Genomic DNA, 15203 nt, shown 5'->3' on the forward strand with positions numbered 1-15203 from the left:
ATAATTAGCTCGCCAAAGGGTACAAAAGGCCTGGCGGCAATGCCAACCCAATCAGTTTTGAAAAATTTCCCGCCACCAGCGTTTGCGGCCTTCGGGCACAACAAATTCCCCCAAAGGATCGGGAGGTACCCGCGAGAATATCCAGCCGGCTGGAATCACCTTTCCGCTGCTGCCACAAGACGCCCCCAAATGGTTGGGATCGTAAATCTTGATCAGCCGCGGATGCTCAAAATCATCCACATAGACGATACCCAGATATGTCTCTTTATGGTCGTGATGCAGCAAGGTATTGATCGCGTCCAGCACCTTGCAAAAGGTCACGGCATCAAGTGGCGCCTGCGGAAAATCCACCCCAACGAAGTACACATACCAGCCATTATCGGCCTGTTCTGCGAGCGTTTTCTGAAACTCATCCCAACGCGACCACGCACGAATACCGCGCAGCATTCCGTTGTATAATTCCATGAACTCAGACATCAGCCCTCCTCCATAACCCCTTGAAAACTGACCAACACCCGGCGGCTGATTGGTCGCACCCGATGTTCGAAAAGAAAAACCCCCTGCCAGCCCCCCAGCGCCGCCCGCCCCTCCCGTACGGGGATGATCAGGCTATTCTGAGTCAGCACACTGCGCAGGTGCGCCGACATATCATCAGTTCCTTCATTGCGATGACGAAAATCAGGATCGCCATCCGGAACCAAGCGCGCAAAATAATCGAGGATATCCGCCCGCACGTCCGGATCGGCATTTTCTTGCAGTAATAAACTGGCTGAGGTGTGTGGCACGAAGAGATTCGCCCATCCTGCCCAGGCATCGACTTCCCGCAACCAAGCCTGCAATTTCTGAGTGAGTTCATATAGGCCGCGACCACCATTGTTCACCTGCCATTCATGACTGCAATGCCGCATCACCGCTCCCCTGCCCCGTTTCGACACCCGTTTCAGCCGTGGCGACATCGGCCTCTCCTGCCCCTTTTCCGCGTCGCCGCGCCCGGAAAAAGTCCCTTAGTAATGTCGCGGATGGTGCGGCCAGCACGCCCCCCTCCGTCACGATACGATGGTTAAAGCGGCCATCCTCCAAAAGATGGTAAAGACTTTCCACTGCGCCCGTCTTAGGATCCGACGCCGCATAGACGAGACGCGCAACTCGCGCATGCAGCATCGCCCCAACACACATAACGCAAGGCTCCAGCGTAACATAGAGGGTAGCACCCGTTAGCCGATAATTCCGCAAAACCTGTGCCGCCTGACGCAGCACGAGCATTTCCGCATGGGCACTGGGATCATGGCTATGAACAGGCGTGTTATGCGCCGCCGCCAGCAGATGGCCGTCAGCGTCCAGCAACACTGCGCCCACCGGAACCTCGCCCTGAACGGCGCCGCGCGCCGCATAATCCAGCGCCAGCGTCATCCACGCCAGATCCCTGCAATGACCATCCGCTCTCGTCAAAATCATGGAACTCCAAAATCACTCTCGCCAAAAGTCGCGTTGGTATGGCCACCCCCACCGGGTTTCGCGCCTATGGTAACAATTTCTCGGTCAGCGCGCCTTGACAGAATCGGGAATGCTGCTAATTTCCCCCACGTGTTGCAAAAAGTATTCGTGCGTTGCGCAAGTGCCGTTGAGTGTTCTGCAAAGCAAATTTATGTAATATTCGTCAGCTCATAAAAGGGAATAAACGTGCTGCGCTTACCAAGTCCTCCTTTGCTCGGCCTGGATATTAGTCCGGACGCAGTCAAGCTCGTTGAACTCTCGCAGTCCAGGGGGAAGCTTCGCGTCGAACATGCGGACTCCGAAGCACTTCCGCCGGGCGCCCTTAATGATCGTGACATCCAGGACGCCACAGCCGTCAGCCGGGCGCTACACACCATTCTGGAGCGGTCCCGCATCCGGACCAAGGCCGTGGCAACCGCCCTGCCGGCCAATACGGCCATCGTCAAGATCATTTCTCTTCCGGCTGAATTGGATGAGGTGGGTATTGAAGAGCAAATTCGCTTTGAGAGCAGCCAATATATTCCCTACAGTATTGACGCCGTCAATTTTGATTTCGCGGTGCTTGGACCCGATGAAGTCAGAAAAGGTTATAATCATGTCCTGCTGGTAGCGTGCAAAAAAGAAGCCATTGAAGATCGTGCCGCAGTCCTCGAAGAGGTGGGCTTAAAACCAAAAATCATTGATGTCAAACCCTTTGCTCTCTGGTTATTACATGAGCACCTCACCAGAGCATCGCCACTAGCACACGACACCTCAGGCGGAGCGGTCATTCTGGTGGAAATAGGTAGTGTCACCACAAATATCAACGTGTTTCAGGAAGGGCATCCGGTTTATTCCCGTGAGCATAACTTTGGCTTGGGTCGTCTGCTTGAAGAAATACAGCGTCGTTATAGCCTCGATGCCAATGCCGCAGAACGCATGGAGCGCTTCGGTGGTTTGCCTCCCGAATATGAGCGTGATGTACTTAATCCCTTCGCCCGGAGTATGGCTCAGGAACTGTTTCGTTCTCTTGACTTCTTTCAGGCCAGCATGCCGGATATTTCCGCAGGATCGGTGCATCTTTTTGGTATCGGCGCTAAAATTCCGCAGCTTGCAGAGCAATTGCGTCAACTCGTGAGCTTTCCGGTTTACGTGCCTGATCCTTTCGCGGGCATGGAAATAGCCCCTCAGATCAGCCGTCGCTTTATGGATGCAGACAGATCGTCTCTGGCGGTTGCCTGTGGGCTGGCGCTCAGGAGGATTCCGGCATGATTCGCATCAACCTGCTGCCCTATCGAGAGGCTCAGCGCGCACAACGCAGTCAGCTGCTAGTGTTAGCCTTTATCGGCGTTCTGCTGCTTGCTGCTCTGCTCTATTACGGTATCTACAGTATTTTTAGTGCGCGGGTCTCTGCTGAACAGCAAAAAGTGCGGTATTTGCAAGGGGTCACCACCCAACTGGATAAAAAAATCGCGTCCATTGCCGATCTGCGTAAAAAACGTGATGAACTGCTTTCCCGTGAGGGCATCATTACCGACCTGCAAGACCAGCGGGATATGGTAGTGCGACTCTTCAACACCTTGGCTCGGGTAACTCCCGATGGCATCTTTCTGACGAAACTTCAGCAGACGGGTAATTCCATTAGGGTGAATGGTTATTCCCAGACAAACAGTCAGGTCGCGGCATTTATGCGCAACATCGAAGCTTCAAAAATTTTTGCGAAGCCGGAACTGAACATCATCAGCAAGTCCAAGCTGGGCAATGAATCGGTAGGACAATTTACGCTGCAGATGAGCATCCGCGCACCGGCTACCGCGAATAAAAGTGACGCATCCGCGCAGCACAAGGATACTCAGCCATGACCTTTGATGAATTCCGTAACCTGCAAATGGATGATGTCATCCGCTGGCCGATCAAAACCAAGCTCATCATCGTCGCCATCATTGTCCTGATTCTCGGTATCCTGGTCTGGTTTGAGTTCATTGCACCCGAAAACGACCAATATCATCAACTAAAAACTCAGGAAGACAGCCTGAAGCTCCAGGTGCGGCAAAAACAACTGCTAGCCGCCTCCCTACCCGCCTATCAAGCCCAGATCAAGGAAATGAATCTGCGTTTTCAGAACTTTCTGCAGCAGTTGCCCAACCGCACCCAGATCCCTTCGTTGCTGGATGATGTAACCTTGGCCGGACGTAGTCGCGGGCTGGATTTCGAACTGTTCCAGCCTACGGGAGAAGTGAACAAGAATTTTTATGCGGAGATCCCGGTCAAGCTCAAAGTGGTCGGCACTTACAGTGACATCGGACGCTTCGCCGCCGCGGTCGCCGCCATGCCTCGTATTGTGACCATCAACAATATCGGCATCGCCCGGATGCCTAACGCGGGGGCGACCAGCGCGGCCAAGGCACAGGCAGCCCAGCAACTGGTGATGCAGTGTACAGCAACCACATATCGCTATCTGGGGAGCAAGCCATGAAACGCTCTCTCAGCGTCCTAATGATGCTTGCCGGCATGGTACTGTTGAGCGGTTGCTCAGATAGCGACAACCTCAGCCGTCTTCAGGCTTTTGTCGCCGCTGGCCCCAAAACAAACACACACATTATGCCGCTGCCCAAGACGGTTACCTACAAGCCGAAGACCTATGAAAATCCGATCAACCGTGACCCCTTCACGAGCTTCTCTGAGCTTCTTTTGCGCAAGGAGGCCGCTGCCGCCAGCACCGGACCACGTCCCGTCAGCCATGGACCTGTCCAGCCTCTGGAAAAATATGCCCTTTCCAGCCTGAGCATAACCGGTATTGTCCGGGATGATCAGGGCAGGCTCTGGGCCGTGATTGGCACACCGGATCATAAAGTCTATCGCGCGACGATCGGCAGCTACATTGGCACCCATGACGGCCACATCGTGAACATTGATGACAGCATGACGAAACGGTCGGTCACCGTCGAACAATACCTGCCCAATGCCTTCGGTGGATTCCAGAAAAAACCGACTGTTTTGCAGATGCACAACGGCAACTGAACATGACTTGCCTAACCCCCAAGAATACAGAGGATAGCGAAAAGATGAGCACAGCATCCATTACCGCCCGCCACGCCCGCCGTGTTGCAGTACCGCGCCTGCAGCTCCACTCCTTGGCGCTGAGACCGGTGACGCTTGCGGTCATGGCGGCAGCGCTCTGCCTGAGTTCAGGGGCCGCCTGGGCAGAAAGTCTCATCACCGGCGTTACTCCGGTACAGGACCAGCATGGCACGGCCCTCCTCATCCGCAGCAACAGCCGACCGGCTTATGATGTCAACTCCCTCGACGGTGGCTATCGGCTGCGGATCGATTTCAACAATGCACATTTCATGAGCTCGGTGGGAACGATCGCAAGCAGCGGCGCGGTCGAGAATGTGCTTGCGGAAAACATCGGGCACAACGCCAGACTTGATTTGCTCCTAAAATCACCACAGGCGATCATGGTAGCACCGACACCGGGCGGTTACCGCCTCGCCCTGGTGGCGGAACGGGGTAAGGGTGTGGCCGCCGCCCCGAGCGCGGCGAGTGTGCCCACCAGCAACGTCGCCGCGACGCCTGCCATACCCGTACCTGTCCAAACTGCGGGCACCCAGATCAACGACCTGAATTTCAAGCGTGGCAAGAACGGTGGTGGGATTCTGGATCTTTCCATCTCCGGCCCGCAACCGCAGATGAACGTCACCCGCGAGAATGGCGTCCTCGTCGTCGATCTCAAAGACACGGTCATTCCCTCCAGCTATACCCACCGTTTCGGGGTCGGCCAGTTCGGTACCCCGGTTCAGTATGTGGATAGTTATCCTCTGGGGCATAGCACCCGGCTGGTTTTTGCCATTCATGGTCCTTACGAATACTCGGCTTATCAGCTGGGGCAACGCACCATGATTGATGTACACCCCAAAACCACTGAGACAGGCAGCAATCCCGACTCCGGTGCGCGCCTCAGTATGGATTTTCAGAACATCAGCGTGCGCGATGCCCTGCAGGTAATTGCCGACTTCACGCACCAAAACATCGTCGTCTCCAACAACGTGAGCGGCAGCCTTTCCCTCCGCCTCAAGAACGAGCCGTGGAAAGAAGCCCTGCAAGTGATTCTGGAGTCTCAGGGACTGGCGGCAAAACATATCGGCAACATTCTCTGGGTGGCCCCCGCTAACCAGATTGCCAGTCAGGAGGAGGCGCAACTGAAGGCCGCTGCCAGTAAACGCAAGCTTGAGCCACTGGAGACAGAACTGATCCAGATCAAATATGCAAAAGCCTCAGAGATTGCCTCCCTACTGCAGGGCTTTGACCAAAACCAGCAGCCCGGAGTTGCAGGGGCCGACAACGGCATGAACATGAATCCCGCACAGAATGCAGCCCTGGCCAGTGCATTGGGCATTCCGAACTCCAGTCTTATTGGCAACTCGCTGCTCGGCCCACGCGGCTCGGTAGCAGTGGTAACCCGTACCAACAGCCTGCTGGTGCGGGACACTCCGCAGGATATCGCCAACATTAAAAATCTGATCACCAAAATCGATCGCCCGGTCCCACAGGTATTGATTGAAACGCGCATTGTGCAGATCACCACCAATGCCGCCCAGTCCCTGGGCGTCAATTGGGGCGGAACCTATACCGGCGGCGGTGGTGGTGGCGTCATCAACCTGTCGGGTACCGGTGCTACGGGGGTCACCTCGACGCAGGGGGGCGCCTACCCGATGTCTGGAACTTCCACCACCAGCGGAACCGGTTTCACCACTCCGGCGCTGGTGAATCTGACACCCTCCACCGCAGGCAGCGCCCTCGCGGGCAGCAATCCAGCATCGCTGGGTTTTGCTCTGGGCACCGCTGCGGGCAATCGCATCCTGAATCTGCAATTACAGGCTCTGCAAGCGAATAACCGCGCCAAGATTATCTCCAGCCCGAAAGTCCTCACTCAGGACAACGAAAAAGCGGTCATCGAACAGGGTCAGGAAATCCCCTATCAGCAATCCACCAGCAGCGGCGCGACGGCGGTATCCTTCAAGAAAGCGGTGCTCAGCCTGAACGTCACGCCACACATCTCGCCCAACGGCAAGATCACCCTGGACGTGGATGCACAAAACAACCAACCTAACTATGCCCAGGCCCTGCCTTCCGGCATCCCGATTGATACCCAGCAAGTTAAAACCAAGCTGTTGGTCAATAATGGCCAAACCGTCGTCATCGGTGGCATTTATACGGACTCGACCACCCAAACGGAAACCGGGGTTCCGTTATTGAAAGACATCCCGCTGCTCGGCTGGCTCTTCAAGAGTCACCTCAACAATGTGGCGAAAACGGAGTTGCTGGTTTTTCTGACCCCCAAGGTGATTGGCGGCGATGCCCCAGATGGCTTGGGGGGGACATCCGGCAGCGCCAATCTCGGGCGATGACCGGAAGCATCATCCTTATCGGTCCTATGGGATCGGGTAAGTCCACCATCGGGCGGCTTCTGGCCGCCCGCTTGCATCTCCCTTATGTGGACAGTGACGCGCTCATCGTCAGTCATACCGGCGTGGATATCCCCACCATTTTTGAAATTGAGGGGGAATCGGGCTTTCGCGAGCGGGAGCGCAAAGTGATCGCCGATCTTTCCACCCAGAGTGAAGCAATCGTACTGGCCACTGGTGGTGGCGCCATACTCGACCCCGCTAATCGCCGTCATTTACGCCGCATGGGCAAGGTCATCTATCTGGATGTCAGTGTCGACGAGCAACTCAAGCGTATCCGCCATGACCGTAACCGTCCCTTACTGCAAAATACCGACCTGGACAGCCGCCTGCAAACTCTGGCAGAACAGCGCCACACGCTTTATCAGGAAACAGCGCATTGGCGGATACTGGGAGATGGTCTGCGCTCGGATCAGGTTTTGCGCCGCATACTGCGACATCTCCAACCGCGGTCAGGGCAGATCCCCGCGCGCGGATAGCCGTAGAAACAAGCTCAAGATGGCGTTCTAGGGGCGACCCACTTGCCTCAACGTAAAAGAACCCCAACAATGGGGCATAAATTCGGTCCATTAAGAGTAATCATCATGCACAGTCTTCGCGTCGATCTGGGGCAGCGCGGCTATCCCATCCACATAGGCACTGGTATTCTTGCCGACCCGGCCCTCTTCGCGCCCGCTCTGAGCACAGGCCCCGTCGCCATTATCACGGACAGCAATGTCGCCCCCCTCTATCTGGAAGCACTACAGAAAACCCTGAGGAAACTTGAAAAAGACGTGCTCACCGTCACGCTGGCGGCCGGTGAGGCGAGTAAATCCCTCGCTAATATCCAGGAAATCACCGGCCGCCTGCTGAGTGCGGGTTACGGGCGTGATTGTACCCTTTGTGCCCTTGGCGGCGGCGTCGTAGGAGATATCACCGGCTTCGCCGCCGCGGTCTATCAGCGCGGGGTCGCCTGTATTCAAGTGCCGACCAGCCTGCTTGCCATGGTGGACTCCTCTGTCGGCGGCAAGACTGGAGTCAATCACCCCCTGGGTAAAAACATGATCGGCGCTTTTTACCAGCCGCGTGCCGTGATCGCCGACACCGACACCCTGGACAGTCTGCCCGACCGGGAATTCCGCTCTGGACTGGCCGAGGTCATCAAATATGGTCTGATTAACGATCAGGGCTTTTTCTCCTGGCTCGAAGACCATATGGATGCTGTGCTTGCCCGGGAGGCCGACGCCCTGGTCAAGGTGATCCAATACTCCTGCAAAGACAAGGCTGACGTCGTGGTGCGCGACGAGCTGGAGGGGGGGTTACGGGCCATTCTCAACCTCGGTCACACCTTCGGCCATGCCATTGAGGCAGCGACCGGCTACGACCAGTACCTCCATGGCGAAGCTGTGGCCATCGGCATCGTCATGGCAGCAGACCTTTCCCGCCGCCTCGATCTGATTCGGGAGAGCGAACAGAACCGTATCTACGCCCTCGTTAAGGCCACCGGGTTGCCCACCTTCGCACCAGCGTTCCCCATCGACGATTATCTCGCCTTTATGCGTGTCGACAAGAAAGCGGAAGGGGGTCGGGTGCGCTTCATCCTGCTGCGTGGCATTGGGAGTGCGGTGATTACCGGCGATGTTCCCCCGGCGGCCATCGCCCAGACCCTTCAAGCCTTCATGGAGCATGAACATGCATGAGATCAATAAAGCGACTGCGGAATTGCAAGAGGAAATGGCGCGACGTATCGCGCTGAACCCGGGCGGCACCCGCCGTATTGGCAATTTCGGTTTCATCGAGCTGGAAGAAACCTGGGGGGACGAAGCCACCATCATCAATACCGCGCGCATCAGCACCACCAACCAACGTCTCCAAAACGGGCACGACTTTTCAGAGCGCGACCGTGCCCTGCTCTACCAGTTACTCCGTGATCAACATGGCACGCCTTTTGAGACCGTCTATTTTCGCTTCCGCTTTATCGCGCCGATTTTCGTGTTGCGCCAGTGGGTTAAACACCGCATTTCCAGCTGGAATGAGTTTTCCATGCGCTATCGCAAGCCGATCTCCGTCGCTTATGTGCCTGACGCCGCAGCGCGCACGGTGGATGGCTTTGCGGTGTTGGACGAGGCTGCCATCGCCGAATACGAAGCGCTGATGGCGCAGCTCTTTGACTGGTACGAGCGGCAATACAGCGCTGCTTGCAGTCGCATTGATCTGGCGCGCGAGCGCGGCAAACTGGGTCCTAAAGAAGGCGGCCGCGACCCCTACCGCGGTCGGGCCCGCGAGCTCCTGCGCAACGTGATGCCAGTTGCTGCCTACTCGGATGTCTATTGGACCGTCAACTTCCGTAGCCTGATGAATTTTTTCAAGCTGCGTCGCAAGAAAGATGCCCAGTATGAAATCCGCGAATATGCCGATGCGGCTTTTGCGCTGTTCGCCACGCGCCTGCCCCTGCTCGCCGAAACCATGCAGCGGGTGATAGACGAATCGGCGTCGGCAGCGGCCGATACCGTACAGGGGCCATCTGGCAATGCCTGATGCTAGCGTTGTTGGGTCATACGGGGGATTAGCGTCCTACGCCGCCGACCCTGCCCGGAGTCGCGGGCGTACCTACGCGGAAGAGCCACCCGCCAATCGCAGCGCTTTCCAGCGCGACCGGGATCGGGTCATCCACTCCAGCGCCTTCCGCCGCCTCGAGTATAAAACCCAGGTTTTCGTGAATCACGAGGGTGATCTCTACCGCACCCGCCTCACCCACAGCCTTGAAGTAGGACAAGTGGGGCGCGCCATCGCCCGCCAACTGGCTCTGAATGAAGATCTGGTCGAAGCGATTGCCCTGGCCCACGATCTCGGTCACACCCCTTTTGGTCATGCTGGGCAAGAAGCTTTGCAGGAGTGCATGACCGATTTCGGTGGTTTCGAGCACAATATCCAGTCCCTGCGCATTGTGGACCACCTGGAAAAGCGCTACGGCGACTTCCCCGGACTAAACCTGAGCTTTGAGACGCGCGAGGGCATCCTCAAGCACTGCGCCAGAAGCAAGGCTGTCGACCTGGGAAACGTAGGTGAACGGTTTTTGCAGGGTACCCAGCCCAGCCTGGAAGCACAGATCACCAATCTCGCCGACGAGATTGCTTATAATAACCATGATATTGATGATGGTTTACGCGCTGGCCTGCTGAGTCTGGAAGAACTCTGCGCCAGCACCTTGTACGGGGCTATTTTTGCCGAGGTACACCAGCGCTACCCTGAGACCTCGCAAACCGTATTGCGCCACGAAACGGGTCGCCGCCTCATCAATCTGCTCATCCACGATCTGGTCGATGAAACCCGGCGCCACATCGCGGCTGAGGGTATCACCACCATTGCGGAAGTGCGGGCTGCGCCACGCCAGCTCGCGGCCCACAGTCCGGCCATCGCCCACGAAGTGGTGACCCTCAAACGCTTCCTTTTTCAGCGCATGTATCGTCACCCGCGGGTGCATCGTCAATCGGAAAAAGCCAAGCGCTTGGTACACAAGCTGTTTCATGCCCTGCAGGAAGATCCGCGGCTGCTGCCGCTGAAATACCAGGCACGCATTAACGAGTGTAGCGGCGCAACGCAACGTCAGGCGCGTGTCGTCGCCGACTATGTGGCCGGCATGACCGACCGCTTCGCCATTGCCGAGTATGACCGCCTCTTCGATCCCCATGGCGAGGCGTAAGCACCTCGACCATTCCACACAAAAATCCCGAAAGATAACGCGCCCGCGCCCTTGGATGCTATCCATGAGCGCGTTATAATGCTCGGCCCTGCTTTGCAGTCCGGCGACAGGGTGCGGTGACAACCAGGTGACGACATGACGCAAAGCTTATACTCCCCCGACTTTGAACGAGACTCCTGCGGCTTCGGGCTGATTGCCCAGATGGACAATCAGGCGAGTCACGCCATTGTCGCGACGGCAATCCACTCCCTGGCACGGCTCACCCACCGCGGCGCGGTGGCCGCCGATGGCAAAAGTGGCGACGGTTGCGGCTTACTACTGCAAATGCCGGAGACCTTTTTCCGCGCTATCGCCATTGAGCAAGGCATCACTCTCGGCAGACATTTCGGTATCGGCCAATTTTTTCTCCCGCGAGACCAGGCGGTTGCGAGTAAAATCCGCACGACACTGGATGCCGAAGCCCAGGACCTTGGGCTCAGATGTCTGGGCTGGCGCGAAGTCCCTACCGACCTTGCCGCTTGTGGCGATGAAGCCCTCAAAAGCCTGCCGGGTGTATGGCAAGCCTTTGTGGGCGTCCCCGACGCCACCGACACAGACGGTCACGAACGCCTCCTTTATCGCCTGCGACGGCGGGTAGAAAAACGCTTTGTCGACGAGAGCGGCTTTTTTGTCGTGACCTGCTCCTCTCAGGTCATCGGCTACAAGGGCTTGGTGCTGCCGGAAAATCTCCCCGTTTTTTATCCCGATCTCCGCGACCCGCGCTTCGCCTCCGCGCTGGTCACCTATCACCAACGCTTTTCGACCAATACCTGGCCGGAATGGCGCTTGTGCCAGCCCTTCCGCATCCTCGCCCACAATGGCGAATTGAATACCGTGCAGGGTAACCGCCTGTGGGCCAAGGCCCGGGAAGCGCAGTTGCAATCCGACCTGCTACCCATGGCGGAGGTGCTACCTGCGGTTGGTGGCGGCAGCGACTCCTTCAGCCTCGACAACATGCTCGAATTGCTGGTGCAGGGCGGTATGGATTTTTTCAAGGCCATTCGCCTGCTGGTGCCACCCGCCTGGCACAATGTCCCACGGATTGAACCCGCCCTGCGCGCCTTCTACGAATATCACTCCATGCGCATGGAGGCCTGGGATGGTCCCGCCGGACTGGTGCTCAACACCGGACGCATTGCTGCCTGCGCACTGGATCGCAACGGTCTGCGCCCGGCCCGTTATGTCATCACCAAAGACCGCATCATCAACATCGCCTCCGAAGTGGGCGTCTTTGACTACGATCACCGCGACATCGCCGTGCAGGGCCGAGTCGGGCCGGGGCAACTGGTGGCAGTGGACATGGCCACGGGTAAATTCCTGGAGTCGGCTGACATCGACACACAAATCCAGAATAGCCACCCCTACCGGGAATGGTTGGATCAGTATGCTGAGCATCTCGATAGCGACAACAACGACACCTCCCCCGCGCTGCCGGTAACCGATCTGCTGGTCAGTGAAAAGGCATTTGGTGTCAGTTTCGAAGAAGAGGACCAGGTGATTCGCGTCCTCGCCGAGGGCGCCCAGGAAGCCGTTGGCTCCATGGGGGACGACACCCCCATGGCTGTCTTATCGCGGCAAACCCGGCATATTGCCGATTATTTTCGTCAGCAATTCGCCCAGGTCACCAATCCACCCATCGACCCGCTGCGTGAAGCCTTGGTGATGTCCTTGAACACGGTCATCGGCAGCGAGAGCAACCTCTTCGCCGAGCGCCCCGAATACGCCCGGCGCATTGAGGTACACTCCCCAGTGCTTTCCGATGCTACCTTTGTCGCCCTCACCAGCCGCACGGAACCGACCTTCCGCAGCCAGACTTTTGATCTATGTTATTCAGCAGCGGACAGTAATCTGGGGGGCGCCATCGAAGCCCTCTGCGAAGAAGTCATCGAGGCGGTGCGGCACGGAGCCGTTATCCTGGTGCTCTCGGATCACGCCCTGGCGCGCGACCGGCTCTACATCCCGGCACTGATGGCGGTGGGTGCGGTCCACCATGCCCTCATTGATGCCGGTCTGCGCACTCGCTGCAATATCGTCGTGGCTACCGCCCATACCCGCGATCCTCACCATTTCGCCACGCTGATCGGTTACGGTGCCACCGCTGTCTACCCTTACCTGAGCTATGCCATCATCCGCAGCCTGGCTGAGCGGCATGCCTTCAGCCAGCCGGTCACGGTCTTCAAGGCACTGGAAAACTACCGCAAGGGCATCGACAAAGGCCTCTACAAGATTCTCTCCAAAATGGGAATTTCCACCCTCGCCTCCTACCGCAGCACCCAACTTTTTGAGGCGCTCGGCCTGGATCAGGTGGTAGTGGAGCGCTGCTTCAAAGGGACGGTCAGCCGCATCGGCGGGGTGTCGTTCAACCAACTGGAAAACGATATCCGCCAGCAGGTCCACGATGCATATATCCCCAGAAAGACGTTGCCATTGGGCGGTCTGCTCAAATATGTCCACGGCGGTGAATATCACGCCTACCACCCAGACGTCGTCCAGAGCCTGCAGACGGCGGCGAAATCAGGGCGCTATGCCGACTATCAGGTGTTTTCCGGACTCGTCAATGAGCGCCCGACCACCAACCTGCGCGACCTGCTGCAATTGCGCGCGGTAGCGCAACCCATTCCGCTCAGTGAAGTCGAGCCTATTGAGGCGATTACCCGCCGTTTTGACACCGCCGCCATGTCCTTGGGCGCGCTCTCGCCAGAAGCCCACGAAGCCTTGGCCATCGCCATGAACACCATCGGCGGGCGTTCCAACTCCGGCGAAGGCGGCGAAGATCCGGCCCGTTACCACAACAATAAGATAAGCAAGATCAAGCAAATAGCCTCAGGCCGCTTTGGCGTGACGCCAGAGTACGCGGTCAACGCCGAAGAGTTGCAGATCAAGGTGGCACAGGGCGCCAAACCCGGCGAAGGTGGTCAGTTACCGGGACATAAAGTCAGTGGCATCATCGCCCGCCTGCGCTACGCCAAGGAGGGCGTCGCCCTCATCAGCCCGCCGCCGCACCACGATATCTATTCTATTGAAGACTTGGCACAGCTCATTTTTGACCTGAAGCAGATTAATCCGCAAGCCTATGTCTCCGTCAAGCTGGTCTCCGAGGCCGGCGTCGGAACGATCGCCGCCGGGGTGGCCAAGGCCTATGCCGACCGCATCACCATCGCCGGCTATGACGGTGGCACCGGCGCCAGCCCGCTGAGTTCGGTCAAATATGCCGGTTCTCCATGGGAACTGGGTCTGGCGGAAACTCAGGCCGCCCTGCGCCGCAACCACTTGCGGCACAGGGTGCGCTTGCAGGCCGACGGCGGCTTTAAGACCGGACTGGATGTGATCAAAGGTGCCTTGCTGGGGGCGGAGAGTTTCGGTTTTGGCACCGCACCGATGATCGCGCTGGGCTGCAAATATCTGCGCATCTGCCATCTCAACAACTGCGCCACCGGCATCGCCACCCAGGATGAAACCCTGCGCAAGCATTTCACCGGCCTCCCGGAAATGGTCATCAACTACTTCCGCTTCGTCGCTGAAGAAGCCCGCGAAATCATGGCGCAACTCGGTATCCGACGCTTTGACGATCTGGTTGGCGCCAGCCAAATGCTGGAAATCGGTGGAGCACAAACCGAAAAGCAGGCCCATCTGAACCTCCGTCCACTGCTGGCCAATGCCGATCTGCGCGATGCCGATAGCAACATCCACACTCAGGACCGCAATCCGCCTTTCGACAAAGGCGAACTTGCCGAGATCATGGTGAAGGACGCACAACCCGCGCTGGACGAGCAAATCCCCACCCGTTTGCACTATCCGATCCGCAATGTGAACCGCTCCATCGGCGCTCGCCTCGCCGGAGAAATCGCCCGACGCCATGGTAATACCGGCCTGCGGGAAGACGCGGTGCATGTCGAACTCCACGGAACGGCAGGGCAATCTTTCGGCGCCTTCTGCGTACAAGGGATGACCCTGCATCTGCATGGCGATGCCAACGATTACGTGGGCAAAGCCATGAACGGCGGCACCATCATCATCGCACCGCCGGAGGGCGTTTCCTACGCCAGTCAGGACTCGGCCATTATCGGCAACACCTGTTTGTACGGGGCCACCGGCGGACATCTCTATGCGGCCGGACGCGCCGGTGAGCGTTTTGCGGTACGCAACTCCGGGGCCATCGCCGTGATTGAAGGCGCCGGCGACCATGCCTGTGAATACATGACCGGCGGTCAGATAGTCATCCTCGGCACGGTCGGCGTGAACTTCGGCGCCGGCATGACGGGTGGTCTCGCCTTCGTCCGCGACCAGGCCCGCCAATTCCCTGATCAGGTGAACGGTGAACTGGTGAATTATCACCGAATTGAAACCGAGTCCATGCGCGGTTACGAGGCCTTGCTGCGGCGCCATATCGAAGCACATATAGCAACCACCGGCAGCGCTTATGCCGCAGCACTGCTCAAGAACTGGGCCCACTTTATCCGTGATGTCTGGCTGGTGGTGCCCAAAGCCGCCAAACTGGATGTCCTGCTCGAAGAAGCGAGTTGAGCAACCGCGTCACCCCG

The 15203-nt window shown here is 57.8% G+C and carries 13 protein-coding genes; 10 read left to right on the forward strand and 3 right to left on the reverse strand.

From position 1 onward, the window contains the following. Positions 1–51 precede the first annotated feature (51 nt). Genes PJU76_RS08880 through tadA form a run of 3 tightly spaced genes read right to left on the reverse strand, consistent with a single transcriptional unit; the run spans position 52 to position 1455 of the window. Positions 52–477, reverse strand: a complete 426-nt coding sequence (locus PJU76_RS08880; RefSeq protein WP_271779233.1) for a hypothetical protein — start codon at positions 475–477, stop codon at positions 52–54. Continuing rightward, positions 477–908: a secondary thiamine-phosphate synthase enzyme YjbQ gene (locus PJU76_RS08885; RefSeq protein WP_064217768.1), complete on the reverse strand. Its 432-nt coding sequence runs from the start codon at positions 906–908 to the stop codon at positions 477–479. Before PJU76_RS08885 ends, PJU76_RS08880 begins: the two co-directional genes overlap by 1 nt. Beyond that, positions 889–1455: a tRNA adenosine(34) deaminase TadA gene (tadA, locus tag PJU76_RS08890; RefSeq protein WP_271779234.1), complete on the reverse strand. Its 567-nt coding sequence runs from the start codon at positions 1453–1455 to the stop codon at positions 889–891. The genes PJU76_RS08885 and tadA overlap by 20 nt, the downstream gene beginning before the upstream one ends. 225 nt (positions 1456–1680) lie before the next feature. Here tadA and pilM point away from each other — a divergent pair, with 225 nt between their 5' ends. The 10 genes from pilM (at position 1681) to gltB (ending at position 15186) form a co-directional block, all read left to right on the forward strand. After that, the gene (gene pilM, locus PJU76_RS08895; RefSeq protein ID WP_271779235.1) at positions 1681–2745 is read left to right on the forward strand and encodes a type IV pilus assembly protein PilM; all 1065 of its coding nucleotides are present in this window, start codon (positions 1681–1683) and stop codon (positions 2743–2745) included. Continuing rightward, positions 2742–3335 (forward strand): PilN domain-containing protein, encoded by a 594-nt coding sequence (locus PJU76_RS08900; RefSeq protein ID WP_271779236.1) that lies wholly within the window; start codon positions 2742–2744, stop codon positions 3333–3335. Before pilM ends, PJU76_RS08900 begins: the two co-directional genes overlap by 4 nt. Next, a complete protein-coding gene (locus PJU76_RS08905; protein ID WP_271779237.1) occupies positions 3332–3949 on the forward strand; it encodes a type IV pilus inner membrane component PilO in 618 nt (205 codons plus the stop codon). Before PJU76_RS08900 ends, PJU76_RS08905 begins: the two co-directional genes overlap by 4 nt. Beyond that, complete coding sequence (locus PJU76_RS08910) at positions 3946–4494, forward strand: pilus assembly protein PilP (RefSeq protein ID WP_271779238.1); 549 nt, start codon at positions 3946–3948, stop codon at positions 4492–4494. Before PJU76_RS08905 ends, PJU76_RS08910 begins: the two co-directional genes overlap by 4 nt. 44 nt (positions 4495–4538) lie before the next feature. Next, positions 4539–6884 (forward strand): type IV pilus secretin PilQ, encoded by a 2346-nt coding sequence (locus PJU76_RS08915; protein ID WP_271779239.1) that lies wholly within the window; start codon positions 4539–4541, stop codon positions 6882–6884. Continuing rightward, a complete protein-coding gene (locus PJU76_RS08920) occupies positions 6881–7420 on the forward strand; it encodes a shikimate kinase (protein WP_271779240.1) in 540 nt (179 codons plus the stop codon). The genes PJU76_RS08915 and PJU76_RS08920 overlap by 4 nt, the downstream gene beginning before the upstream one ends. Positions 7421–7525: 105 nt before the next feature. Next, on the forward strand, positions 7526–8620 hold the full coding sequence (gene aroB, locus PJU76_RS08925) for a 3-dehydroquinate synthase (protein ID WP_271779241.1): 1095 nt from the start codon (positions 7526–7528) through the stop codon (positions 8618–8620). Next, entirely contained in the window at positions 8613–9458 is an 846-nt protein-coding gene (gene thyX / locus PJU76_RS08930) for an FAD-dependent thymidylate synthase (protein ID WP_215849903.1), read from the forward strand. The genes aroB and thyX overlap by 8 nt, the downstream gene beginning before the upstream one ends. Next, positions 9451–10623 carry a deoxyguanosinetriphosphate triphosphohydrolase gene (locus PJU76_RS08935; RefSeq protein WP_271779242.1) on the forward strand — a complete coding sequence of 391 codons (1173 nt, stop codon included), beginning with the start codon at positions 9451–9453 and terminating at the stop codon, positions 10621–10623. The genes thyX and PJU76_RS08935 overlap by 8 nt, the downstream gene beginning before the upstream one ends. A gap of 135 nt (positions 10624–10758) precedes the next feature. After that, positions 10759–15186 (forward strand): glutamate synthase large subunit, encoded by a 4428-nt coding sequence (gene gltB / locus PJU76_RS08940; RefSeq protein ID WP_271779243.1) that lies wholly within the window; start codon positions 10759–10761, stop codon positions 15184–15186. Positions 15187–15203: the final 17 nt, after the last annotated feature.

The organism is Acidithiobacillus ferriphilus (assembly GCF_028215975.1).
Taxonomy (GTDB): domain Bacteria; phylum Pseudomonadota; class Gammaproteobacteria; order Acidithiobacillales; family Acidithiobacillaceae; genus Acidithiobacillus; species Acidithiobacillus ferriphilus.